The organism is Mycobacterium sp. NGS16, from assembly GCF_059813225.1.
In genome coordinates, this window is sequence record NZ_JCALEE010000004.1 from 288,453 (window position 1) to 312,698 (window position 24,246).

At 65.8% G+C, this 24,246-nt stretch carries 19 protein-coding genes; 7 read left to right on the forward strand and 12 right to left on the reverse strand.

Annotation, left to right across the window (positions count from 1 at the left end):
• Window positions 1-16: 16 nt before the first annotated feature.
• Together AC5Y4Q_RS13115 and AC5Y4Q_RS13120 are read right to left on the reverse strand one after the other, a co-directional pair.
• Window positions 17-1,063, reverse strand: a complete 1,047-nt coding sequence (locus AC5Y4Q_RS13115; RefSeq protein ID WP_064920063.1) for a beta-galactosidase — start codon at window positions 1,061-1,063, stop codon at window positions 17-19.
• Window positions 1,063-1,686, reverse strand: coding sequence for a YveK family protein (locus AC5Y4Q_RS13120; RefSeq protein WP_125225559.1), 624 nt, complete (start codon window positions 1,684-1,686; stop codon window positions 1,063-1,065). Before AC5Y4Q_RS13120 ends, AC5Y4Q_RS13115 begins: the two co-directional genes overlap by 1 nt.
• 113 nt (window positions 1,687-1,799) lie before the next feature.
• Between AC5Y4Q_RS13120 and AC5Y4Q_RS13125 the strand changes: the two genes are divergently transcribed.
• From AC5Y4Q_RS13125 to AC5Y4Q_RS13135, 3 genes are all read left to right on the forward strand, one after another.
• Window positions 1,800-3,005, forward strand: a complete 1,206-nt coding sequence (locus AC5Y4Q_RS13125; RefSeq protein ID WP_065019444.1) for a YveK family protein — start codon at window positions 1,800-1,802, stop codon at window positions 3,003-3,005.
• Window positions 3,006-3,059: 54 nt separating this feature from the next.
• Window positions 3,060-4,289 (forward strand): O-antigen ligase family protein, encoded by a 1,230-nt coding sequence (locus AC5Y4Q_RS13130; RefSeq protein WP_499959230.1) that lies wholly within the window; start codon window positions 3,060-3,062, stop codon window positions 4,287-4,289.
• A gap of 261 nt (window positions 4,290-4,550) precedes the next feature.
• The gene (locus tag AC5Y4Q_RS13135; RefSeq protein ID WP_064920067.1) at window positions 4,551-5,744 is read left to right on the forward strand and encodes an NHL repeat-containing protein; all 1,194 of its coding nucleotides are present in this window, start codon (window positions 4,551-4,553) and stop codon (window positions 5,742-5,744) included.
• On the opposite strand, the gene AC5Y4Q_RS13140 is transcribed toward AC5Y4Q_RS13135, so the two are convergent.
• Genes AC5Y4Q_RS13140 through AC5Y4Q_RS13170 form a run of 7 tightly spaced genes read right to left on the reverse strand, consistent with a single transcriptional unit; the run spans window position 5,730 to window position 11,753 of the window.
• Window positions 5,730-6,077: a hypothetical protein gene (locus AC5Y4Q_RS13140; protein ID WP_125225558.1), complete on the reverse strand. Its 348-nt coding sequence runs from the start codon at window positions 6,075-6,077 to the stop codon at window positions 5,730-5,732. The genes AC5Y4Q_RS13135 and AC5Y4Q_RS13140 overlap by 15 nt on opposite strands.
• A 3-nt stretch (window positions 6,078-6,080) precedes the next feature.
• Window positions 6,081-6,797 (reverse strand): nucleotidyltransferase family protein, encoded by a 717-nt coding sequence (locus tag AC5Y4Q_RS13145; protein ID WP_064920069.1) that lies wholly within the window; start codon window positions 6,795-6,797, stop codon window positions 6,081-6,083.
• Complete coding sequence (locus AC5Y4Q_RS13150; RefSeq protein ID WP_207515891.1) at window positions 6,794-7,756, reverse strand: GHMP family kinase ATP-binding protein; 963 nt, start codon at window positions 7,754-7,756, stop codon at window positions 6,794-6,796. Before AC5Y4Q_RS13150 ends, AC5Y4Q_RS13145 begins: the two co-directional genes overlap by 4 nt.
• A gap of 17 nt (window positions 7,757-7,773) precedes the next feature.
• A complete protein-coding gene (locus tag AC5Y4Q_RS13155; protein ID WP_064920071.1) occupies window positions 7,774-8,751 on the reverse strand; it encodes a Gfo/Idh/MocA family protein in 978 nt (325 codons plus the stop codon).
• 1 nt (window position 8,752) lies between these two features.
• A complete protein-coding gene (locus AC5Y4Q_RS13160; protein ID WP_064920072.1) occupies window positions 8,753-9,610 on the reverse strand; it encodes an SDR family NAD(P)-dependent oxidoreductase in 858 nt (285 codons plus the stop codon).
• Window positions 9,611-9,635: 25 nt separating this feature from the next.
• Entirely contained in the window at window positions 9,636-10,595 is a 960-nt protein-coding gene (locus tag AC5Y4Q_RS13165; protein ID WP_064920073.1) for an NAD-dependent epimerase/dehydratase family protein, read from the reverse strand.
• A gap of 18 nt (window positions 10,596-10,613) precedes the next feature.
• Window positions 10,614-11,753, reverse strand: coding sequence for a glycosyltransferase family 4 protein (locus AC5Y4Q_RS13170; protein ID WP_125225557.1), 1,140 nt, complete (start codon window positions 11,751-11,753; stop codon window positions 10,614-10,616).
• A 189-nt stretch (window positions 11,754-11,942) separates the two neighbouring features.
• On the opposite strand from AC5Y4Q_RS13170, the gene AC5Y4Q_RS13175 reads away from it, so the two are divergent.
• A complete protein-coding gene (locus tag AC5Y4Q_RS13175) occupies window positions 11,943-12,563 on the forward strand; it encodes a hypothetical protein (protein WP_125225556.1) in 621 nt (206 codons plus the stop codon).
• A gap of 29 nt (window positions 12,564-12,592) precedes the next feature.
• Here the strand turns inward: AC5Y4Q_RS13175 and AC5Y4Q_RS13180 are convergent, their stop codons facing one another.
• Both AC5Y4Q_RS13180 and AC5Y4Q_RS13185 read right to left on the reverse strand, forming a co-directional pair.
• Window positions 12,593-13,336: a class I SAM-dependent methyltransferase gene (locus AC5Y4Q_RS13180; protein ID WP_064920076.1), complete on the reverse strand. Its 744-nt coding sequence runs from the start codon at window positions 13,334-13,336 to the stop codon at window positions 12,593-12,595.
• 90 nt (window positions 13,337-13,426) lie between these two features.
• On the reverse strand, window positions 13,427-14,167 hold the full coding sequence (locus AC5Y4Q_RS13185; RefSeq protein ID WP_064920077.1) for an FkbM family methyltransferase: 741 nt from the start codon (window positions 14,165-14,167) through the stop codon (window positions 13,427-13,429).
• A 232-nt stretch (window positions 14,168-14,399) separates the two neighbouring features.
• Here AC5Y4Q_RS13185 and AC5Y4Q_RS13190 point away from each other — a divergent pair, with 232 nt between their 5' ends.
• The 3 genes from AC5Y4Q_RS13190 to AC5Y4Q_RS13200 all read left to right on the forward strand — a co-directional run bounded on the left by AC5Y4Q_RS13190 (window position 14,400) and on the right by AC5Y4Q_RS13200 (window position 17,857).
• Window positions 14,400-16,139 carry a PE-PPE domain-containing protein gene (locus tag AC5Y4Q_RS13190; protein WP_125225555.1) on the forward strand — a complete coding sequence of 580 codons (1,740 nt, stop codon included), beginning with the start codon at window positions 14,400-14,402 and terminating at the stop codon, window positions 16,137-16,139.
• A gap of 129 nt (window positions 16,140-16,268) precedes the next feature.
• On the forward strand, window positions 16,269-16,988 hold the full coding sequence (locus AC5Y4Q_RS13195) for an acyltransferase (RefSeq protein WP_064920079.1): 720 nt from the start codon (window positions 16,269-16,271) through the stop codon (window positions 16,986-16,988).
• A gap of 224 nt (window positions 16,989-17,212) precedes the next feature.
• On the forward strand, window positions 17,213-17,857 hold the full coding sequence (locus AC5Y4Q_RS13200) for an acyltransferase (RefSeq protein WP_234786557.1): 645 nt from the start codon (window positions 17,213-17,215) through the stop codon (window positions 17,855-17,857).
• Between the two features lie 19 nt (window positions 17,858-17,876).
• On the opposite strand, the gene AC5Y4Q_RS13205 is transcribed toward AC5Y4Q_RS13200, so the two are convergent.
• On the reverse strand, window positions 17,877-24,218 hold the full coding sequence (locus AC5Y4Q_RS13205) for an SDR family NAD(P)-dependent oxidoreductase (RefSeq protein WP_499959236.1): 6,342 nt from the start codon (window positions 24,216-24,218) through the stop codon (window positions 17,877-17,879).
• Window positions 24,219-24,246 lie beyond the last annotated feature (28 nt).

Sequence of the window (24,246 nt, forward strand, 5' to 3'; positions counted from 1 at the left end):
CTGGCAGCGGCCCCGGTCAGGACTGCACCAACATTTTGATCGCGTCGACGGCGGGCTTGGGTGCGTAGTCGACCGCGTAGAGGCCGAAGTTGAAGTCCGCGTTCGCGGTATCGGGGCTCAGGTCGCGGCTAGTGAACAAGAACGGCGGCCCCAGATAGTCAAGGGGGCTCGCCCATTGCAAGAAATCCACCAGGATCTCGGCTTGGCGTTCACCGGAAACCGCAAACTGCGACGTGCCGGTGGCTTGGCCATACTCAGTGACCCAGATCTTCTTGCGGTCGTCGCCGTGCGCGGCCATCAGCTGATGCACCTGCGCCACGGCGTCACCTCGATGCAGCGGGTCCTCGGTGATCGAATACGGATAGGTATAGGGGTGCAGGGCGACGGCGTCCAGCGTGGCGCCTGCCCCGGCGGCGTAGAGCTGGCGGACGAAATCCACCGAGTCGATCCCGCTGATCGTCGATGACAACCCACCGGACATCACGATCGACTGTGGCGCGGCGGCGTGGATGTTCACATAGGCCTGCCGCAACAGGGCGGCGTAGCGGCCGACGTCGACCGGCGTGAAGAACTCCGGCGCGTTGGGCTCGTTCCAGATCTCCCAGGCACCCACCGCGGACTTGTACCGGTCAGCGATGAGACGGGTGATCTCGCCGAAGGCCGCCGGATCCGCCGGCGGACTGCCGACCGCGTTGGGATCGGCGCCCGGCGCCTGTGCCCACACCGGCGCCGGACCGGATATGCACAGCAAAATGCTGAGTCCGGCCTCGCGGGCGGCCTGCACCGCGTTGTCGCCGGTCGACCAGTCGTAATTGCCAATGGAGGGCTCAATTTTGTGCCACTGCACCATAATTCGGATCCAGCCCGCACCAGCGATGCGGATCGCGTGTGCCTCGTCGAGGTAACCCTGCGGGGAATCGCTCCACATGGTGGCAACGCTGGCCACCCCGAAAGGCACCACAGCCGCACGCACCCGCTGGGAAAGCGGCAACTCCGACGCGAACAGCATCAAGGTCAACACCACCGGCGCCACCGCGATGAGCAGCCGACGACTCGCGTTCATCAGCTGCGCGGCTGGACGAGCTCTCCGCGCGCGGCACGGAGATCCGGGAGTAAACGGCGCTTGACGGCCAACGCCACCGCGAGGCCGACGATCAACCCGGCGATGGCGCCGACGGCGACCCATACCGGGTTGAGCTTCGCCTGCAATGTGGCAGCAGACGCGGCCGCGCGCTGCACCACCGTCACGCCGACCGGTGGCGGGCCACCGCCGAGCGGACGTTCCAGCTCGTTGATCGTCGCGATCAGTTCGTCGGCCACCGCGTTAGCCAGCGTGGCGGCCGAGCCGGAATCGGTGTCATCGACGCCGATGTCCAAGATGATGGTGGCAGGCGGCACGTCGACATGCAGATGCTGATCCAATACGACCGGGTTGGTGTTCACCCCGGCCCGGCGAACCGCATTGGAGAGGACCTTCGGATCCGATGCCAGCACCTTGTAGGTCAGCACACGTTGCTGGCCGGCCAGCGTCGCCTGGTACACGTCGCTGACGTCGACCGCGTTGGTGGTGACGAACAGCCGGGTGGTTGCACGGTATTCATTGGCGCCCGTCCAGCTGTACAGGGCGCCGGCGCCGGCGCCAACAATCGTTGCCGCAATCAGCAGGACCATATACGGCCTGAGCACAGCCTCTAATCCTACCCACCCGAGACCGTCACCAGTCGAGTTTTCTGTTCACAAGGGTGGCTTGGCGGCGCACAATAACAAGATCTCAACACCACGTCGAAGGCAGGTGGGGTGTGCAGCGCAGCGTCTTCGGCCGAGTCCTCCTGGACAGCAGACGCGCAGTCGCCGTCGCCCTCGTGCTCGGTGCCCTGGCCGGGCTGGCGTATTCGCTGCGCCAGCAGCCGGTCTACACCACAACCGCCCGCGTCATCGTGGTGGCCGATCCCGACCAGAGACCCTTCGGTGATCTCGCCGCACTCTTTCTTTCCCAACGGCGCGCGCGTGACCACCTGTCCCTACTGACCAGCCCGGCCCTGCTGCAGCGGGCGGTCGTCGTTTATGGCCTGCCCACCACCGCAGAATCTCTCAAGGACAATCTGACGATCACGTCGCCGCGGGATACCGCGCTGATCGATATCACGGTCACCGCCCCCACCAGCCAGCTCGCCACCGACTACGTCAACGCCATCGCGCAGGAGTTCGTCACGGCAGCTTCGGAATTGGAAAAGCAGGGGGCCGTTCATGTCCGAGTCGTCGACACCGCCGCCGTCCCGCCGTACCGCTCACGTCCGCGAACGGCCAAGAACATGGTCAACGCCGCGCTGGCGCTGGCGTGGGTGGCGGTCGTAACGAGTTTCTACCGCGCACGGCGCAACCCCAAACTGGGTTGCCTGCCCGGCATCCGCACTGTTGGCGGCGTGCCGGTGATCGGAGCTATCACGGTCGGCGGCCGCGCCCGCCTGGCGGGGCGGCGGTCCAGGCGTCAGCAGGCAGCCCAGCTCAGCCAGGGGGTGGATCGCATCGCCGAGCGGCTGGTCGCGGCGGGAACGTCCGTGGAGCTCGATCTCCCGGAGCACGAAGCCACCCGTCCGCTGCCGGCACGTCCAGCACTGCGATACCTGCGGGCTTGCTTCGGCGACGCTGAGGGCTGGCTCATCGTCGCCGTGAGTCGAGAACCGGACATCGGCAAATACCAGCACAGCCGCTGGGAGGTGCTGCTGAGTGATTTGCTGGCCCTCCGGATCAGCGAATCACGGTTGGCGGCGCACGCGGCGATGTCGTTGGCTGCGGTGGGCACCGCAGCGCGCCCGATGCACGTCGGCATGATCTCGGCGGAATCGCGATGGGACGAAGCACGGCGATTCGCCGACGAACTCAATGAGAACGGCCGACAGGCGGTCTTGGTGATCGTCCACGGGGTGAAGGTCATCGAACGCATGAGCGCCGACGGCCAGAGCGTGGATAGTGCGCCCATCAGGTCACGGTCGACGGTGGGATGACAAGGCGACGCGATGACGCTCCTGATTCTTCTGGCCGCAACAGCGGCGATCTGGATGGCGGTCGGCGACCCGCGCGTCCTACTGCGAGGCGAAGATCGGTTCACCGTCGCGTGGGTGTTCCTCGTCGCTGCCTGGCCCTTCATCACCGTTTATGTTGTGGGCCCGCTGATTTGGGCGTCACCCGACCAGGCCGGTCGACTCTTTCCGGCGCTGCAGTACACACCGGGGGCGATCTGCTCCGTGGTGGGGGTGGTGCGCGGGCTGCGTGATTCGCGCACCCAAGTCAGCCTGCCCGCAGTGCTCACCGGCACCACACTGCTGTTCGCGGCCGTTTCGGTGTGGTTCTCGGGGCGGGTACAGGTGCTCAATTTCCTGATGGCCGGAGCGCTGTTCATGGGCGTCGTCCTCAAACGCGGCGTGACGCCGGTGCGCACGCTGAGCGTGGCCGCCCTGGTGTCGCTCTCCACGATGTCGGCCGCCGTCACCTTCGCCGTTGTCGTCAACCCCGGGCGCGTCTTGACCCATTGCCGCCTCGACAAGTGCGGCGTCGTCACTCAGGTGCTGACGTCATCGTTGTCCGCGAACGGCAATGTGCTGGGGATAGCGACGGTGCTGCTCATCCCGTTCGCGTGCGCGAGCCTGACGCTGCGGCGCTGCTTGGTGCTGCTGACCGGCGTCGGGGCCTTTCAACTGCTGACCATGAGCAGGACCGCGATCTTCGCGCTCATGACGGCCTCCGTCGCGCTGTTGCTCATCAAGTCGAGGCAGAGCTTGCGGTGGCAGCTTGCGGTGGCGTCCACCGCCCTGGCCGTCGGGTTCTGCGCATCGTTCTTTCCGCTCGTGGTCAACTTCAGCGGCTCGTCGTACGCCGAACGCGGCTACGTCTGGCAGGCGGGGCGCGAGGCGATCGGGCAGGCACCGCTCTTCGGTCATGGACCCAGCTACTGGTGGCTGATCGCCCAGAATGCACTTTTTGACGTCAACTATTCGCCGCACAACGGGTGGTACGACATCGTGATCTCGGTGGGCGCCTGGGGAGTGCTGGTCATCGTCGTCGGCGTGATCGTGCAGCTTGCTACGACGGCGAGTGCCGCGCTGCCGTACCTTTTCACCTATTACGCGTGTGTCTTGTCGATCAACGTGTTCGAATCTGTCTACGTTCCATACTTTTTGGGCATTATGCCGATTGCGGCGCTACTTCCGTTGATGCTCTACGAATCCAAGCCGGCCGCCGATCGAGAACGCGAAGCCGCCCTGACGGACGCGTTCGACCATCAGACGTGACGGCGCTTAGAGTAGCGCCCGAGCTGAATTAGAGCAGTCCACCACGCTTGTGGTGCGGGTAGCGGCGCTCAACAATTTGCGGATGGTACGCATACCCGCGACGGCACCCCTGGCGATGCCGCGCAGCCACGCTGCGGCGCCATGAACGCACCACAGCTGCCCCGCTCGTCCGCGCCTGCGCCGAGTCCGAGGAGGGCCTCCGGCCCCCGGTGGTCAAGCACCGCAAGGCATGTAGGTTTGATCGCCGCAGTTCTTGTCTTCGTGGCTCTGTACGCAACCGGCTGCGGCAACAGCAACACGCAGGTCCACACCGAGAAAATCAGCAAGTCCACGTTCAAAGGCACGTGGCCGCTGATCCCGGACTCCGGAGTCCTGGCATGCGAGAGCGGTGCCGTCACCTTCACCTCCACCGCCACCCACGACACCTACGCGGTGAACGCGCTTGCCGCCAAAGCTGCAGGTAAGAACTGGCAGCCGAATCCCGAGCATGTCTGGTTGACCTCGGCCGGTGGACGCCCCGGCACTCGTGCCGCGCTGCGAGCATCGATGTCCGACTTCATCAACGAGGGGCTCCGGTTGTGCGGGCCGCCGTGGGACACCTCGGCAGCAACCGACCAGCCCGAACCGGAGCCGCCGTCGGCCGCGGTCGCCTCCAAGGCCGCCGCCGTGCAGCCTGGCCGTGAGACGACGCAGGTCGAATTACCGTTCACCGACCTGAACAGCCCAGGCGGTCTGGCGGTGGACAAGACCGGCAACGTCTACGTCACCGACAGCGGTAACGCCCGGGTGCTGAAACTGCCGGTGGGGTCGAATAGCCAAGTCACCCTACCGTTCACCGGCTTGCTCAATCCGGACAGCGTGGCGGTGGACACCGCCGGCAACGTCTACGTCACCGACTACGGAAACAACTCGGTGCTGAAGCTGCGGGCCGGGACGGCCACCCAGACCAAGCTGCCGTTCACCGGGCTGAAAGCTCCCACCGGGATCGCCGTGGACACGGCCGGCAGGGTCTACGTCACCGACTACGGCAACCATCGGGCGCTGAGCCTGGCGGCCGGTTCGAAGGCGCCGGTCGAACTGAAGCTGCCGTTCATCGGGCTGAAAGCTCCCACCGGCATCACAGTGGACTACGCCGGCAACATCTATGTCACTGGTTACGGCGCCGCCCAGGTGCTGAAACTGCCGGCCGGATCGCATACCCCGGTTGCGCTGCCGTTCACCGGCTTCACCGGCCCGCACCCACCCAACGGCGTAGCGGTCGATTCCGCGGGTGACGTCTACGTGGTCGACGGTCTTCACCAGCGCGTGGTCGAGCTTCCAGCCAAGTCGACCCGCCAGGTGGAGCGGGTGTTCGGCACCGCCGCCGGCAATTCCCGCGGTGGCGTGGCGGTCGATACCGCCGGCAACGTTTACGTCGCCGACCACTATCGGGTGCTCAAACTACCGGCGCGGTAAACGTGGGGCCGCGGCCTGTTCGGTGGCGGACCGATCGCGGCGCGCGACTCGGCGGATCCTGATCGCCTGACCGAGTGCGAGAACCACTGCCACGCAAGACAACAAGTTCGACATTGTTATCCCCGTCGTGCTGTTGATCGCCAGCAGGACATCGCCTTCCAGGGCCGCGTCGGCGAGTGGCCAAATCAACGCAAACACCAAGACCGCCAGTATCGACCAGCGATCCGGCTTAGCGGCGCACCACGCCATGGACGAGAAGAGCGCATTCATTGCCACGATGCTGTAGAACAGCTGCTGGTCGTTGGAGAAGAGCGAAGCGACGGCAGCAGACATGGCTCATCCTTCTCGGTGGATTCGGCGCAGGTGCGCATCCGTCTCGCGCAGACCCGCCAGCGAGCCGATTTCGTAGAAGCGTTGGCACACCTCGAAACCCGCCACGGCGTCCTGGTGAACGAGCGTGCACAACACGTCGGCCAGATCGGACTTCTCCCCGGCCGGCACCGCCTCGAGTGCCTGGCGGCGCAACAGCAGCAGTCCGAAGTCGATGTGCTTCATGGCGGGGTCGGCGCTCTTCTTGTCGTAGGCGAGGATGCGGCCGTCCCGGAACAGCACGTTGCTCTTGTCCCACCTGTCCTCGTTGCGGCACACAGTCATCAGCGCCGGTCTTGCGTCCGACTCGAACGACGCCCAGATCGGACGCAGATCCAGGTCGAGGTAGGAGTCCCCGTAGGTGACAAAGAAGACATCGCCCAGCCGCGCGCTCGCGTTCTTGAGGGCGCCCGCGGTGCCCAGGAGCCGCTGTCCGTCGAAGGACGTGGCAACCGACAAACCGAACGCCGATCCGTCCCCGACGAAGTCCTGCACGGCCACGCCCAGATGCCCAAGGCACAGCACGACCTGCGAGAGCCCCTGTCGTTTGAACAGCCGAAGTTGGTGGGCGATGAAAGGCTCACCGGCCACCTCCAGCATCGACTTGGGCACCGACCCGGTCAGAGGCCGCATGCGCGTGGCCAGACCGCCGGCCAGGACCGCCACCGGGGGAAGGCCGGTCATGACGCCACGACGATCTTCGTGCCCTCGAAGTCGAACCGGAACCGCACCTCCTGCATGCCCGCGCCCATCAAGGCGTGCCGCAGGCGAACCTTGTCCTCGGCGTAGAACATCAGGAATCCGCCGCCACCGGCGCCGATCAGCTTCCCCCCCACGGCGCCGTTGCGGAGAGCCAGTTCGTACCAGTCGTTGATCGTGGTGTTCGACATCGAGCCGGACCGCCGCTTCTTGAATTCCCAGTGCGTGTTCATCAGACGGCCGAACTCGTGGAGGTCCCCGCTCTCCAGGGCGTCGCGGCTCTTGAAGCCGAGCTCCTTGACGAAGTGCAGGTTCTGGAGCATGTCGTCGGCCTTCTTCTTGCTCTGATCATCCTGCTCTTTGAGGATCGACGACGCGGCGCGGGAGTAGCCGGTGAAGAACAGCAGCAGGTTGTCTTCCAGGTTGTACAAGGTCTCCGTCGACACCTTCAGTGGGGCGGCCTCCACCTTGCCGTCCCGGCGGAAGGTGAAGCACGTCAAGCCTCCATAGGCCGCGATGTACTGGTCCTGCTTGCCTATCGGGTCCTTCAGGAGGTCCAACTCGATGTGGCAGGCCTGCTCGGCCAGCTCCTCGGGATGCACCAGGTTCTTCTGGTAGGTGTGCAGCGTCTTCAGCAGCGCCGTGGTGAAGCTGCCCGACGAGCCCAGGCCGGTGCCGGCCGGTATGTCGGCCATACTGGTCAGCTCCAGGTTGGTTTCGTTGATTCCCAACATCTTTAGCGCCTCACGGATGATGGGGTGCTGGATCTGGTCAGCCGACGGCACCAGCTCCATCTGGGAGTACTTGATGATGATGTCGTGCCCGAAGGTCTGGTGCAGCGTCAGGTAAACGTACTTGTCGATGGCCGCGGCCACCAGGAAGCCTTCATGATCCCGGTAATACGACGGCAGGTCGGTGCCACCGCCACCGAGGGAGATACGCAAGGGACTTCGGCTGATGATCACGGCGTGTTCGCCCGGTAGATCGCGTCGACCACGTCCAGCGCCTTCAAGGCATCCTCCACGCCGCCGCAGCCGGCCCCGCCCGTCTCGACGGAGCGGGCGAAATCGGCGAATTCCAGCGCCCAGGACTGGTCCGGGCCCGGGAACTCATGGATGACGGTCTCGGGCGGCCCCATCTGCGGCGACATCCGGTAATAGGACAGTCGCTCGGTGCCGTAGCTGCCGCCCAAGCCTTCCACGTGCAACTTGCCGGTCTTGCCGTACAACTCGAACGAGAAGGTGTTCTTCCACTCCGTCCAGCTCACGTGCAGCCAGGCCATCTGCTGCGCCGCCGTGCGCAGCGCCATGAAGCTGTTGTCCTCGACGGGCATGTCCCAGAAATAGGTGTGGGTGAAGCCCTCCACCCGGGTGAAATCGCCCAGGAACCACCGCGACAGATCGATCAGGTGCATTCCTTGGTCCAGTAGCTCACCTCCGCCTGCGATGCGCGGGTCCGCGCGCCACTCCTTGTCATAGCCGACGCGGCCGCCGTGGCCATAGCGCGCGCGCACAAACATCAGCTCCCCCACGGCGCCGCCATCGACGTACTCCCGTGCCTTCCGGAACGCTGGGTGGAACCGGTGGTTGAAGCCCACCTTGACCACGACCTGCTTGCGTTGAGCCGCCGCCGCCAGCGGCGCCAGCTCGGCGGCGCTCCGCGCGCCCGGCTTCTCGACCAGAACGTGCTTGCCTTCCTCGGCCGCGGCGGTGGCAACCGGCGCCAGAAGGTGGTGCGGTGTGGAGACGAGCACCGCATCCACGTCCGCGCGGGCTACCGCGGCCCGCCAATCGGTCAGCGCAGTGGCCCCGGGGTGCAGCGCTGCTAGTCCCTGGGCCTTGTCGGGATCAGCGTCGACGGCGGCGGTCAGGCGGTGAGCACCCAGCAGCTTCGCGCGCTTGTGCCCGATCAATCCACAGCCGACGATCGCGACGTCCATCTCAACCCCAGTCCTCGCCACGGTCTTGGGGCACGATGCGGCGCAGCGTGTAGATGTCGCTCTCGCCCAGCACCGCCGCGTGCGCGGGCAAGGTGTCCCACGGGTCCCACACGGCGCTGATCAGCTTGCCGGTCAGCCCGTCGGAGGCCGCGGACGCCAGAAACACACACAGCGCCGCGGCCCGGTCCATCGATGCCCCACCTTCCTCCTTCTGCTTCACCGACTTCCGGTAGTAATCCGCCCCCACCTTGTCCGCGCCGGCGGACAAGACCTGTTCCAACAGCCGCGTGTTGAGGGCCCCTGGCGCCACGGCGTTCACGTCGATGCCCTCCTGACGGACCTCCTCGGCCAGGGTCTCGGTGAACCGGACCACCGCGGCTTTGGATGCCGCGTAGGCGCTGATGCGCGGCATCGGCGCTGTGGCGCCGCCGCCCGACAAATTGACGATCTTCCCCCGCCCGGCGCTCTTCATGTGCGGCAACGCGGCCCGGCACGGAAGCACCGTGCCCAACAGGTTGATCTCGACTGCCCGGGCCCATTCGCCCCAGTCCACATCTTCGAGCAGGCCCATCGGCCCGTACACGCCCGCGTTGTTGACCAGTACGTCCAAGCGCCCAAAAGCGTTGAGGGCAGCGCTCACCAAGCGCTCGGCGTCGTCGGGCCGGGATACATCCGCCACGGCAGCCAGAACCCTGCAACCGGTGCCGGCAGACAGTGATGCACGAGCATTCTCCAGGGCTTCTTCCCCGCGGCCGCAGATCAGCACGTCGGCCCCCTCGGCCGCGAAAGCCCGAGCCACGGCCAGCCCCAGCCCCTGGCTGCCCCCGGTCACCACGGCCGCGCGCCCGTCCAGCCTCATTGCGACATTCCCGGACGACCGGTCGTCACGATGAGCGCCTTTCCAGCACCCAGCGGTTGGCCTCGAGATAGGTCAGGGTGCGCAAGACGGCCTCCCGGATGGTGAGCGCTGGCGCCCAACCCAAGGAGCGAATCTTCGTCGTGTCCAAGAAGATGAACGGATTGTCGCCGACCCAGCCTCTGTCGCCGCCAGCATATACGCGCTGGGGTGACAGCCCCAGGGATTCGGTGATCCAGCCGATGGAGTCGTTCACCTCGCAGTACTGGTCCGTCCCGAGGTTGAAGACATTGACGTTGTCGCGTGCCCGCTGCAGCGCGGTGAACATGGCCGAGATGCAGTCTTGGATATAGAGGTACGACTTCCGCTGCTTGCCGTCGCCCAGCACCGGCAGCTGGCCGGGGTTGTCCAGCAGGCTTTTGTAGAAGTCGAACACGTGACCGTGGGTGTAGCGCTCGCCGAGGATGGAGACGAAACGGAAGATCCAGCCCTGGAACCCGAAGCCTTCGCAATACGCCGAGATCAACCCCTCGCCGGCCAGTTTGGAGGCGGCGTAAAGCGAGGTTTGCACGGGAAACGGACAGGCTTCGGGCGTAGGGATCACCGCGGCCTCCCCGTAGACGGAGCCGGTGGAGCTGAAGACGATCTTCTTGATGCCGTTGGCCCGCATGGCTTCCAGCACATTGTGGGTGGCGATGGTGTTCTGTTCCAAGTCCTTTCGGGGGTGCCGGGTGCCGAAGCGCACATCGGCGTTGGCGGCCAGGTGAAAGACGATGTCCATCCCGCTCATGGCCCGGGTCAGGGTCGTCTCGTCCAGCACGTCGCCCTGCACGAAGGAAAACTTTGCCGACTTCCGCGCCTCGGACAGGAACTCGTCGATCCCGGTGGACAGGTTGTCGTAGGCCACCACTTCGTCTCCGCGCTGCAGTAACCGGTCCACCAGGCTGCTGCCGATGAATCCCGCTCCGCCGGTCACGAAGGCCTTCATTCGCCGGTCCCTTGCCGGTTAACTTCCAGCATTTCGCTGAGCCGCCACTGTTTCCAGGATCTTCAGAGTCTTTTGGGCAGTCGTCGTCCACGAGAACGCGTTCACGCGGGCTTTGCCCAAGCGGACCAGCTCAGCCCGGCGACCGGGAACGGTAAGGACGTCGGCCAGCCCGCGGGCGATCGAGGCCGGGCTGGTGGGATCTACCAGCTCGGCGGCGTCACCGACCACCTCCGGCAGGCTGGACGCGTGGGCCGCCACCACAGGACAACCCAGCGCCATGGCTTCCAGCACCGGATGCCCGAACGTTTCGTAGAGCGACGGCATGACGAAGACGTCGGCCCCGGCGTAAAGATTCTCCAAGTCGTCCCGCGGCACTCGGCCTGGAAGCCGCAGCGCATCGCCCACGCCGAAAGACCGGGCGTGGCGGGACAAGTCATCGCGCGTCATTCCCGGGGTCTCGCTGCCGACGATCACCAGCTCGTGCGGAAATCCGTCCTGCCGCAACACGCTGAACGCCTCGATGAGGCGCAACGGGTTCTTGTAGGGATAGAAAGCCCCGACAGACAGGATGTAAGGCCGGTGGGAGTTCGGCGCCGGGCAGCCCATCTCTTTCGGGGGGAAGATGAGGCCATGGTGGACCGCATGGACCTTCCCGGGACCCGCGTCAAGCCAACGGATCACGTCCTGTCGGGAATGCTCCGATACGGTGATCACCGCATCCGCCTGGCGTACCGCCCTGGCCACGCTCCAGCGCAGGTAGTTCCGCTGCAAGAAGCCGTACGACTCCGGGACGAACTGGAATTGCGTCGACTGAATCACCACCGCCGAGGGCATGCCCACCGCCGGCGGCAGGGTGTTGCACAGACCCAGGTAGACATCGCCACCCGTGCGGCGAATGACGGAAGGGTAGGCAGTCCGTTCGTAGAGAACCCGACCGAGCCGGCGTCGCGGCACCGAACGCAGATGCACAATCTCAAGACGCGGATCCGGGGGAAGGTCGAAGATGGCGTTCCAGTCGGGTGTCAAGAGCACAAAGTGATGCTGACCGGCAACCTGCAACATCGCCGTCAGCAAACTCTCCAGATACGTCCGCATCCCGCCGATAGTGCCGGCAGACGTGGAGTCCCCCGGGGAAACATTATCGATGACGATTCTCATCCCAACATATGCTAACCGGCGCCCACAGTTTCCGAAACAATTCACCCATTATGGGTGGCTCCTTGCCGTGATCGCTACCATGGGGCAGAAAGGACAGCTGATGCGCGCAATTCGAGCTGCCGCGCCGCTGACCAAAACGCGCGGCTGCGGCCGCCAATGAGCGACCGGTACGTCGCCGGTGCGGCGCGGTTGAACTTCCACGGTGTTCCGGATGGCCCGGCACCTGAAAACTTCGGTCCCGGCCCAGCCTTGCTGACCACCAACCCACCCGATGACCGGCCGACGGAACTGCGAGTCATAGACGGCAAGCTGACGAACGAGTCCACGGTCGATGGTCGCGCGGCCGGCTACTACACGTCGGCGAGCTTGGGTGCGCCGATCACCACCATCGGTGCTCGCTGGGCTTTCACCCCACGGGGCGGGACTTCGGGCGCACTGGCATTGTTGGTCTCTCAGCACCGGCTGCGCCCGGGGTTTCCGGTGCATCTGGTCATCACGCCGGAGGTGTGGACCTTCGGTATCTGGCCGCCCGATCGCGCGGCGCCCGACGGGCTACAGACCCTGCAATGGCAGCATTTCCCGGTGCCGCTCAAACAGGACGGCGAGCACATCTACGAGACGCAGGTCGAGCTGCGGGGCCAGCGAGCGATCATCGATCTACCGGACGGCCGGCAGCAGATTATCCGGGATCGCCGCATCGCCGACTGGGCGGGACCGTTCGCCACATTCGAAATATCCCTGGAGCACGGCTTGACGGATTCACGGGTCGGATTCACCGAAATCTGGGCAGACAGCATTCGGCCTCGGTGAGCACCCAGGCCGGCTGAGAAAATTCACGACTAGCGTTTTCTGATGTAAATGAAAAGTGTTGGTTGCAGCACCGCCGGCAAAAATTTATGCGCCCACTTGAACGACCGATACAGGGAGGGGCTACCGAAGTGGTAGCACGGCTCAGAGGCCCAGCCTGCGGTGAAGACCTCCGCGCCGCCGCCGAATGCTCTCCGAAGGGCCCGCCGCGTGTTCAGGCGATAGCGCGTGGGGAAGACATCTTGCGACTTGCGCTCCGGCTGCACCCTTTTCAGCGCACGTACGTGTAACCGGTTGGGTACCAGGCGTGCTCCCAGTGCGATGTAGCCCAGCTTGTTCGGTGTGACAGCTGTGATCCAACCCCCCGGCTTGACGATTCGCAACAACTCGTGCGCAACATGATCCGGGTCGTCGACATGCTCGAAGACGTGTCGAGCCACGATGAGGTCGAACTGGTTATCGGGGTACGGCAACGCCCCCTCGGGGCGTATCACCTCGGCGTGGTCCAGATAGGGGTTGTCGAGGACGACGTCATCGACATCGCACCCGTATAGCTGGGCGCATCGCCCCTTCAGATTGCTCAGGTAACGCCGATATGGCACCGTGTCATCCACGATCGGCTCGCCGCGCCCAGCGCCGAAGTCAAGTACCCGATCGGTTGGCCGGAGCAACGCAGCAATCTGGGTGAAGAATACGACCGTGCCATCGACATGGCTGAAGCCGCCGACATTGCATTCCGGATAAAAGCGCTCCAGCAATTCTTCGGTCGTCGCCATCGCGCCAGTCTAGGACCCAGCCACTAGCACGATCCCTCGTTTGATGAGCATCCTGCGCAGCCGCAAATAACTACGCTTACGGGCTGGACATCATTGCGGCGCACCGTGCTGCCGGTCTGGACTCCTCTTGAACAACATGTCGGTCTGGATGGTTCGGCCACGCTCATCGCTGACGGCTCCGTAGCTGCGGACGAGCGCGTAACCGCGCGCACCCAACCAGCTCACCAGGTCATCGGCCAGCACCTGCCCTGCGTAGAGCTCCATGAACGAGCCCTCGGCGCAGATGTAGGCGAACTTCTCCAGCAGCTCTCCGCACGCGCGCAACGCCTCCAGCTCGTAGCCCTGGACGTCGAGCTTCAGCAATGCCGGCGCCACGATGGAGTTGCCGTCAAGGAACTCATGCAGCGGACCGGTCCGGACCGTCTCGGTGCGTACTTCGTTGGTGCCCCGGAAAATCCGCCCCTGTGTGGCGGTGATCGGCAGCAGAGAAGACGAATCATCGTGGCCCGACACGTGCATGGTGGACCGTCCGCTCTCCGGAGCCAGCGCGGCGTGATGAAGCGTGACCCGGCGCTCCCCGGCAAAGACCCGGCGAAAGCGGGCTGCCGGCACCGCAAGCGGCTCCAGCGCGACGATTGTCGCGGCCGGAAAGGCGTGCAGGGCAAAGAGCGAAAACTGGCCGCGATTGGCGCCGACATCGATCACGGTACGCAGCTTGAGCCCACCCAGCGCCGCGGCGTGTTCAACGGCCGCCGCAACCCCATGCCGCAACAACGCCGCGCGATAAGTCCGCACCCGCAGGATGGCAATCAGCTTCGCCGAGCGCCTCATACAGCGCCGCCTTTCCCGATCGCCCCGGCTGCCGCCGGCCAACGCCGAGCCCATCGACGCGGCCCGCCGAGGTCACCGCAGTTTTGGCGATGAATTCCTGCGACGCTACCACCACCGCAACGCGCACAAAGCTGCATCGGACGCGATGGTTCGGTGCCGGTCAAGGCTCCTTCGAGCGCTCAACGAATTCGGGTAGCGGAATCGCGGAGGCCAATAGCGCTGCGGTCCCGTTTTGACCGCGAAAACTGCGCACAGAGTAGCGCAAGGGAACCATTGTGGCGATTGTGACGATTGGGATATCACGGTCAACAACTGGGTCGCCGCGCGCTGCTCAACGCGGACCTTTCTAAGGGAACAATTCAGCAAATCTGATTACCGCGAAAGAATCAACGCACAGTATCAATCCGAGCCACAGGTCGGGGGAGGTCTGATGACGGCTCTGCGACAGCATTCGCCGGTTACCGCTCCGGTGGCGGCGGCGTGCACTGTCGCGCTCGGGCTGACGTCGATGCCGACGTCGGCGTTCATGGTCGGGGCGCAACGGCTCATCGCCGACGTCGAACTGGTGGCCGGTGCCGGCTTCATCATGGGCGGCACCGGCAACCCGGAGCCGGACCCGGTCTATCAGGGTGATGTGGCGAGTCTTTACCTGCAGCCCACCTCGCCGTTGTTTTCCGGTCAACCGGTCTTCGATACGTACAGCTTCCAAGGCCTCAGCACCCCGGAACAAGCTTGTCCGACCGCCTGTTTGCCCCCGCCGAACCCGCAGCTGAATTTGGTCGACTCGCTGACCCAGGGCCAGACCCAATTGACCAACGCACTCGTGCCGCACCTGCAGGCCGGCGAGAACGTGGCGGTGTTGGGCTATTCGCAGAGCGCTGTCCTCGCCACCCAGGTCATGAACAGCCTCATCAGCAATCCCGCGGGGGCCGGCCTGACCACCGGCGAGCTGAACAACCTGCACGTTGTGCTGCTCGGCGACCCCAATAGTCCGGTTGGCGGCGTCCTGGACCGCTTCCAATTCCCTGACAGCAGCCACGCTTTCGGCTCAAACCCTGCGCCGCAAATCCTTCCGTTCGCGGGTATCCCGCTCAGCATTCCGCCGACCCCCACCGATACCATCCCGACAGTTATCTACACCGGCGAGTACGACGGTTACGCCAATTTCCCGCAGGACCAGCTGAACTTCCTGGGCGGCATCAACGCCATGATCGGCATTCAAACCGTGCACAGCTTCTACCCGAGCTATACGCCGGAGCAGGTTGCAGCGGCCATTGATATCGGCACGATCGGCGACACGAACTTCTACATAATTCCCCAGAACCTGCCGATCCTGCAGCTGGTGTATGCCGAGGGGCCCGCCGGGCAGGCCCTCGGCGATTTCTTGTCGCCGTGGGCCAGGTTGTTCATCGACTGGGGCTACGGCAACGCCGGCGATCCGGCGGTCGACGGGCTCTACCCCATCCCGGCCGGGCCCGGTATCTCGGGCGGCAGCCCCTTCCAGCAGGACTTCGGGGTGGCCGGGGGACCTTGGGCCGAAACACCGCTCGGCGAGCTCTATGGCTCCGACGGCACGCTGCCCGCCGGGACCGACGTCGCCGGCTTCGGCATCGCCGGGTTCTTCGAGAAGATGGATCCGCTGCAGATGCTGGCCGGGCTGGACAACGCTTTCATCCAGAGCATCGTCGGCCCCTGGGTGGACGCCGAGGTGGCCGCCGGCGGCCCGCTGTCACCAAGCGAGATCGACACAATCAACGGCGTCATCGACACATTGCAGAACATCACCGGCTACACCCTGATCAATTCGATCGACCACGCGCTGCTCACGGCATGGAACGACGCGGCGAATGCGATGGGGCTGGGTGACGTCATCGGACCGGACGCCGTGCTCGATGGGCCGTTGATACCCGGCCAGGGCCTGATCGACCTGACGGGAGCCGCATTTGACGTCTTCCACTTGTTCGGGGCATAGCCGAGCCGCCCCAACGGATGAAGGGAGCCTCAGTTAAGCGCAAAGAATTCTGCCCGCTATCGCTACCGCCGCGTGTAGCCACAATGATATTCTGGTCAGATTGAAGAAGCCCGAAAATTGGAGGAGGCCGTGCGAGATCGTCGGCCCAACAAATTACTCTCGTTGCTTACCTGGCTGTTACCGAACAGCGGCTTCAAACTGTGGGCTTTGAGGGCTTTGGGCAACCACATCGGACATAATGTCGTCCTCGGGCCCAACCTCGTCCTCAATTGCGGGCGCTTCTCGATTGCGGACGGCGCGGCGATCATGAACTTCAACATCTTCAAGCAGCTCTCAAGTGTCGAGCTGGGCCCGCAGAGTTCCATCGGTCGATTCAATCAATTCACCGCGGCCCCCGACTATCAGCGGTACAGCCCATGGGTGGGCAAGCTCTCCCTCGGTGGGTCGTGCCTGATTACGAACCGTCATTATGTCGACTGCTCGGGTCAGGTCATTCTCGAGCCATTCTCAGGCATTGGCGGAATCAAGAGCATAATTCAAAGCCACGAGGTCGATCTCGCCGACAACACGACCAACCCCGGGCGGATCGTCCTGCACCGGAATGCGGTAACCGCGACCGGTTGCATCCTGCTCAAGGACTCGTGCCTGCCGGAGCGGTCGGTGCTGGCGGCAGGTTCGGTGCTTACCAAGGCGAAGGAGGGCCACGACATGCCGGCCTCCAGCCTCTACGGCGGTGCGCCCGCGCGTTTCATTCGCGAGCTCAACGAAATCGACTGGTGGGATCGTGCCGAGACCAATACTGCGGTCGCCCCGTTCGACGACGCAAAACTTCAACTTCGCGCGGAGTAATGTAAGCGAGCGAGTCATTGCGAATTTTTGACCGATCCGATAGAAAGCTCGCGCCGCGGCCCAGGCTCCGCGCGGACGAAATAGTGCAGACAACTTCTCCTGCCACACGCACAGTGCTACGGTCATCGCATCGACCGGCGGGGATCGGAGGGGCCGTGTCAGATCATCGACCTAACAAGTGGCTTTCGCTACTGGCCTGGCTCTTGCCGAGCAGTGGTTTCAAAATGTGGGCGTTGAGGGCTTTGGGCAACACTATCGGCCACGATGTGGTTCTCGGGCCCACCGTGGTGCTCAATTGTGGCCGCTTCACGATCGCCGATGGCGCAGCGATCATGAGCTTCAACATTTTCAAACAGCTCTCCGGCGTCGAGCTGGGTCCGCAGAGCGTGATCGGCAGATTCAACCAATTCACCGCGGCCCCCGACTATCAGCGATACAGCGCACTCGTGGGTAAGCTCATCGTCGGCGAATTCGGATACATCACGAACCGGCACTACATCGATTGCTCCGGGCAAGTCATCCTTCGGCCATATGCCGTCGTGGGCGGGATCAAGAGCACCATCCAGAGTCACGAGGCCGATCTTGTCGAGAACACATCGAAGCCGGGCCGGATCATCTTGGGGCGCAACGCGATGACCGGGACGGGTTGCATCCTGCTCAAGGACTCATATCTGCCCGAGCGATCGATCCTCGCGGCGGGTTCGGTGCTCTCGAGGGCAAAAGACCGCGACAGCATGGCGGTCTCCGCGCTTTACGGTGGCGCCCCCGCGCGTTTCCTGCGAGAGATCAAAGACTTGGAGTTCTGGCATCGCGCTTACAACTACACGCCGGTGGTCGCTTTCGACGACGAAGAGTTTCGTCTGGCATAGCCACCGGGCTTGCCGGCACTCAGCGGCCGGCGATCAGCTGGTCACCGAGCCGGGAGGCCAGCGAGAAGATCCCTCCACCGCGGCTCAGTTCCAGTGTCGAGATGCCCAGGTCCAATGTGACATTGATCCGGGCGCGCAACTCCACAGCCGACAGCGAGTCCAGTCCGAGGTCGGGTAACGGCGTGTGCCGGTCGATCGAGTCGGCCGGGATCGCGAGCACCTTGCCCACCTGTTCGGCCAGTAGGTCGGTGAGCGTCTCGACTCGCTGGTCGTCGGGCATTGCGGCAAGCTGGGCGCGCACCGAATCGGTTGCCGCCGTGGAACCTTTGGCGGCGTTCACCTGGCCGGCAAACCTCGGGGTGCTTGCCGATGCCGGGTGCATCGCCCCCCACACCGCCCAGTCGATGTCGACGATGCTCACCTGGGTCGGTTTCAATCCGATCGCCACGTCCAGGTACTCGTTGGCGGCGTCCAGCGGGAGCAGGCGCAGACCGTTCAGCGCCAGGGAGGTCGAGATCTCCTCGGTGGAGGTGGCCATCCCGCCGGCGAGCGCTCCCCAGTTCACCGATAGCGCGGCCCGCCCCGCGCGGACCAGGTAGTGGGCCAAAGTGTCCAGCACGGCACTGGCCGCGGCGTAGCTCAGCTGCGGCACCAGACCGACCTGGCTGCTCACCGAGCTGTACAGGACGAAGTGGTCGAGTTCGGTTTCGGCCAGGGCCTCGCTGAGAATCAACGCCCCTCGCGCCTTCGGACACAGCACCGAGTTCAGGCCGTGCGGGCTGAGCTCGCCGACCGGTTCATCAGCCAGGACGCCGGCGGCGTGGTGCACGCCCCGCAGCGGCGGGCCATCGGACAGCCGTTCGAGCAGGGCGACAACGCTGGCCATGTCTGCCACGTCGACCCGTTCCACCCGTACGTCGCAACCGGTGGCGCGCAGGGCGGCCACCGCAGCCTGCTGGTCGGCGCTGGACACCCCGCGGCGGCCGGCCAACACGATCCGGCCGGCGCCTTTGGCAGCCAGCCACCTGGCGGTGGCCAGCCCCAGCGCCCCGAGACCCCCGGTAACCAGATAGGTCGCGTCGGGCCGGATGCCGGCGGCCGGCCGCGCCGGCTTGATCGGCGGTGCCGGCTCGGCAAAGTCCAGCACGATCCGGCCGAGGTGGGTAGACCGGGCAACCTGGTCGAAGGCATCGGCCACCTGTGAGACCGGCATGATCCGGGTGGGCAGGAGCTCGTATTCCCCGAGGCGCAGCAGGCCGAGCACTTCCCGGTGTACCTGGCGCAGCAGATCCCTGCGGTGCGCCATCATCCGATCCAGATCGATGGAGGTCACCGAGAGGTTCTTGTTGAAGACCGCCAGGTCGACAAGCCGGCCCGCGAAGATCTCGGTCTTGCCGATCTCGACCACCCGGCCGAACTCGGCGGCCACCTCCAAGTTGGCCACCACCGCCTCACCCGGGGCGCAGTTCACCACGATGTCGGCGCCGTGTCCGCCGGTGATTGCGCGCACCTCATCGATCGCCGAGAGCGCGCGGGAGTCGACGACGTATTTGGCTCCGAGCGTTCGAAGCAGTTCGGCTCGTTCCGGGGTGGACGCGGTCGCGATCACCCGAGCACCCGCCTTGGCAGCGATCTGCACCGCGGCCATCCCGACACCGCCCGCGCCGGCAGACACCAATACCCAGTCGTCGGGTCCAAGGTGGGCGGCGTGCCGGAGCGCGTAATGGGCCGTCATCAGTACCACCACCGACCCGCAGGCGGCGATGGGCAAGCCGTCGGCGGGTTCCATCGACCCGGCGTCCACCGAGGTGGTGACGTAGCGGCTCGCCATCCCCGGGATGGAGACCAACAGCGACGTGCCGGCGGTGACGTCATCGACGCCGGCACCGACCCGGGTGACGACCCCGATACCCTCCATCCCCACGCCCAGCCCGAAGTGGGTGCCGGCCAGCTCGTTCGCGCCGAGCACACCGAGCACCTTCATCGGATCCTTGAAGTTGAGCCCGATGCCGTCGATGCGCAGTTCGATCTCACCTGGCCCGGGGGCCCGCCGCGGGATCGCCCGCAGCGCCAGGTCGGCGAGTTGCGCGGATTGCGGCACGTCGATCTCGAAGTTGGCCTCCGCGTCATGCAGCAGTCGGGCTTCTTCGAGCGCTTGCAGCCGACGGGGAAGGCTGGCCTGGTTGACGATCACCATCCGTCGGTCATGGCGCAGCGCGACCTCGTCCGCGTCATCGTGTGCGTGGGCACCGCTGACCAACGACTCCAAAACCACGGTGGTGAGCTGACTGTCGTGGTCGACGTCGATCAGTCGCCAATTCAGCAGCGCCTGCTCGTTGCGCAGTACCCGGCGCGCACCGACGAGCGCCGCGGCCGCCACATCCAGCGGCTGCTGGTCACCCGGCACCGGCAACGCCCCCCGGGTGATCACCAACCCGTGTAACGGCAGCTCCCGGTCCTCGCGCATCGCCTCGTCGTACACGTTCTGCATCGCACGGGCTGCGCCGGCGAGCATCGCCGGCAACTCGCCAACCCGCAGCATCGTGTTGGGCGACGGTTCGCCGTCGCCGGTTGCCGTCGCCGCGATCACGGTGACCACCATTGGGCGGGTGTCGTCGCGGTCGTCAGCCAGCACTCGGCGCAGTTCGGCTTCGGTATCAGTGCAGATGCGTTCCGGGTCGCCGCCGCGGATGACGAGTACTTGCTGGGCGCCGCGTGCGGTCGCGTAGTCCAGGGCCCACCGGGCCGACTCCTGGCCCGCCGCGACCACCAGCACCCGCTCGGCGGCCGCGGTCTGGTCCTGGCCGCTGCAGTCGCGGCCCTTGCGCGGCTCGAAAACCGGCTCAACCCAATGCCGTTCGAGTTCGCTGAGCACCGGTGGACGCGGACTGATCGGCCGGAACTGGGCTCGGTGCAGCTCGAGCACCACGTGGCCTTCGGGATCGGTGAGCACAACATCGGCGACCAGGTCCGCCTCGCCCGGCTGTGGCGCAACGCGGGTGACGCCGACGATGACCTGGTCGGGGATAGCGGCGAACTGGCGAACATGCTGGATCGCGGCGGGCACCACCGCCCCGCCGGCGGCGGCCGCACCGGCATCGGCCAAAAGGGCGACGGACTGCAGGGCGGCGTCGAGCACGACCGGATGAGCCTGGTGGTTGGAGGTCGCGACACCGGCCCCGTCCGCGTCGATACGCGCCACCACCTGCGTGCCGTTCGCCCAGACTTCCACGATTCGCCGGAACGACTGCCCGTAGCTCAGGCCGCGGTCGGCCAGCTGCGCATAGACCTCGTCGGCGGTGACGGCGGCCGCGCCGGCGGCCTCGGTCACCGCAAGGGTCGGCCGCAGCAGGGCGTCGATGATGCGTCCACTGGCATTACGGGTCCAGCTGGTGGCCGAACCGCTTCGCGAGCTGACCGCAAACCGGCCGCTGGATGACTCCACCGTCAGCCGGATGGTCGGGATCTCGGTGTCTTCCACCACCAGCGGCGCGATGAACCGGACGCCATCCAACGCCGGTGCAGCCCGGCCCGTGGTGTGGGCCGCCGCGGCCAGCGCGGCATCGAGGTAGGCCGCTCCCGGCAACACCACCATGCCGGCGACGACATGGTCACGCAGCCAGGGCAACCGAGCGCTTGCCAACTCGGTCCGCCATTCGGGCTGACCGGCGTCGGTGAGATCACCGGGCAGCACCCGGGCGCCACCGGTGCCCAGGTAGCCGTCGACGACCGGCTGTTCCATCGACCACAAACGCTGCCGCTGGAACCGGTGCGCCGGCAGCGGACGATGCGCGGGGAGGCCATCGCAGGCCCCGGGAGCACGCTCGGTGCTCAGGGCGCCCGCAACGTAGAGCTCGGCCAGGGTGGTGCGGATGCTGACCGCGTCCTCGGTGTCGCGGCTGAGCGTCCCGATCGAGGTTCCGGTGACACCCTCGTGAAGCAGGATCTCCCGGATGTTGCCCGACAGCACCGGATGCGGGCCGACCTCCACAAACACCCGCGCGCCGGAGTCGCTCATCGCAGCGATCGTGTCGGCGAATCGCACCGGCCGGCGAACATTCTCCCGCCAGTACTCGGTCCCCCAGTCCGGTCCCGTTACCTGGGTGGACGTCACCGTCGAATACAACGCGATACTCGGCGTCTTCGGTGCCAGGCCCGCCAGGTCCCGACTCAGCTGCGGCAGCAGCGGATCCAGCAGGTGCGAGTGGTAGGGCACGTCGACCCGGAGCTGCCGGGCGAACACACCCAGATCGGTCAGCTTCTCCCCCAATTCCCCGATCGCCGACTGGGTTCCGGCCAGCGTCACCCCCGACGGGCTGTTCACGGCGGCGATGCACACCTCGGCGCGGTCGGTGATCCACTCCAGCACCTCCGCTTCGCTGAGCCCGACGGCGAGCATCCCTCCCAAACCGGCGGCCTGCGTGGCCAGGCAGGAGCGGTAGTAGCTGACCTTGACCGCGTCGTCCAGGCTGAGCATGCCGCTGACGTAGGCCGCGCTGACCTCGCCGACACTGTGCCCGACGACGGCCTGCGGGTGGACCCCGTAGTGCGCGAGTTCCGCGGCCAGGCCGATCTGTACGAGAAAGTTCGCCGATTGCGCGACAGCGGTGCTGGTCACCCGGGAATCGGCCTCATCCCGGCGCAGTTCGTCGATCAGCGACCAGCCGGACAGGTCGGTGAACAACTCGTCGATCTCGGCTGCGGCGCAAGCGAAAGGTCCACCGGCGGCGAGTAAGTCGCGGCCCATCCGCCACCACTGCGGGCCCATCCCGCTGAACACGAAGACCGGGGCGGTGCCCTCGGTGACGGTGCGGCCACCGGTCGCCGAGCCGTCGACCACCGACGCCAGCTGGGCAAGCAGGTCGTCACGATCGCCGAACGGTACGGCGAACCGGTAATGGTGGTGCGATCGACGCGACCACATGGTGTCCGCCAAGGTAACCGGGTCCACGGTGGGATCGGCGACCAGCGGCAGCAATTCCTCGGCCAGCCGACGGGCACTGTCGGCGTTACGCCCCGACACCGGCAATACCCGGGCCGGCGGCGTCCGGACGATCGCCTGGGTTCGGTTGGCTGCCTCCACCAACACCGCGTGCGCGTTCGTGCCGCCGTAGCCGAAGCCGTTCACCGACGCCGCCGCTATCGCGTAGTCGGCCGGGAAGGGTTCGGCCTCGGTGATCACCCGCAGCCGGTGCTCGGCGAACGGTATGGCCGGATTCAGCCGGTTCAGGCTGGCCTGAGGCGCCAGCTGGCGGTGGTGCAGGATGAGTGCGGCCTTGATCACGCCGGCGACTCCGGCCGCGGCTTCAAGATGGCCGATCGAGTTCTTGATCGATCCGACGACCAGGTCGGTGGTGCGGCCCTCGACGCGCCCCAGGGTCTCGCCAAGAGCAGCCATCTCCAGCGGATCGCCGACGGCGGTGCCGGTACCGTGCGCCTCGACGTAGCCGATTTGCTCGGGGCGCAGACCTGCCGCGGCGGTCACCCGCCGGATGAGCTCAGCCTGCGCGGTCGGGTTGGGCACCGTGATGCCCGACGTGCGTCCGTCCTGATTGACACCGGTGGCCCGGACAACGGCGTAGACCCGGTCGTGATCGCGGGTCGCGTCCGCAAGCGGCTTGAGCACGATGATCGCGGCTCCTTCGCCCCGCGCGTAGCCGTCGGCCGCGGCATCAAAGGTTTTGCAGTGGCCGTCAGCGGAGAGGAACCGGCCCTTGCACATCTCGACGAATGTCTCCGGGGTCAGCATCGCGTTGACCCCTCCGACCAGAGCCAACTCGATCTCGCCGCGAGCGATCGCCTGGGTGGCTTCATGCAAGGCGACCAACGAAGACGAGCAGGCGGTGTCGATCGTCATGCTCGGCCCGCGCAGGTCATACACGTAGGAGATCCGGTTGGACAGCATGGTGAACGAGCCTGCGGTGGCGGTGTGGGAATTGATCGCCGTCCGGCTGATCGACTGGCGGCGGAGTGTCATGTTGTCGGCGGTGAAGCCGCCGACGTAAACGCCGACGGGCCGGCCGGCCACTCGGCCGGACACCCCGGCATCGTCCATCGCTTCCTGGCTGACCTCGAGGAGCAGCCGCTGCTGCGGGTCCATGATCGCGGCCTCGCGCGGCGAGATCCCGAAGAATTCGGGATCGAAGTCCCACAACGATTCCTGCAGAAACCCGCCGCTGCGAACGTACATCCGGCCGGGCATGTCCGGCTCGGGGTCGTAGTAGCGGTCCAGCCGCCACCGATCCGCGGGTACCTCGATGATCCCGTCGCCACGGGCGAGCAGGAATTCCCAGAGCTGGTTGGGACCACTCACTTTGCCCGGCAACCGACAACCGATGCCCACGATGGCCACGTCAATCATTTCGATTCCTCTCGCTGCTGAAAGGGGC

Excerpts from the sequence above, each read along its gene's own strand:
- AC5Y4Q_RS13115 (WP_064920063.1), bottom strand. The coding sequence starts at position 1,063 with ATGAACGCGAGTCGTCGGCTGCTCATCGCGGTGGCGCCGGTGGTGTTG.
- AC5Y4Q_RS13130 (WP_499959230.1), top strand. The coding sequence starts at position 3,060 with ATGGCGGTCGGCGACCCGCGCGTCCTACTGCGAGGCGAAGATCGGTTC.
- AC5Y4Q_RS13140 (WP_125225558.1), bottom strand. The coding sequence starts at position 6,077 with ATGTCTGCTGCCGTCGCTTCGCTCTTCTCCAACGACCAGCAGCTGTTC.
- AC5Y4Q_RS13145 (WP_064920069.1), bottom strand. The coding sequence starts at position 6,797 with ATGACCGGCCTTCCCCCGGTGGCGGTCCTGGCCGGCGGTCTGGCCACG.
- AC5Y4Q_RS13155 (WP_064920071.1), bottom strand. The coding sequence starts at position 8,751 with ATGGACGTCGCGATCGTCGGCTGTGGATTGATCGGGCACAAGCGCGCG.
- AC5Y4Q_RS13160 (WP_064920072.1), bottom strand. The coding sequence starts at position 9,610 with ATGAGGCTGGACGGGCGCGCGGCCGTGGTGACCGGGGGCAGCCAGGGG.
- AC5Y4Q_RS13165 (WP_064920073.1), bottom strand. The coding sequence starts at position 10,595 with ATGAAGGCCTTCGTGACCGGCGGAGCGGGATTCATCGGCAGCAGCCTG.
- AC5Y4Q_RS13170 (WP_125225557.1), bottom strand. The coding sequence starts at position 11,753 with ATGAGAATCGTCATCGATAATGTTTCCCCGGGGGACTCCACGTCTGCC.
- AC5Y4Q_RS13180 (WP_064920076.1), bottom strand. The coding sequence starts at position 13,336 with ATGGCGACGACCGAAGAATTGCTGGAGCGCTTTTATCCGGAATGCAAT.
- AC5Y4Q_RS13185 (WP_064920077.1), bottom strand. The coding sequence starts at position 14,167 with ATGAGGCGCTCGGCGAAGCTGATTGCCATCCTGCGGGTGCGGACTTAT.
- AC5Y4Q_RS13200 (WP_234786557.1), top strand. The coding sequence starts at position 17,213 with ATGTGGGCGTTGAGGGCTTTGGGCAACACTATCGGCCACGATGTGGTT.
- AC5Y4Q_RS13205 (WP_499959236.1), bottom strand. The coding sequence starts at position 24,218 with ATGATTGACGTGGCCATCGTGGGCATCGGTTGTCGGTTGCCGGGCAAA.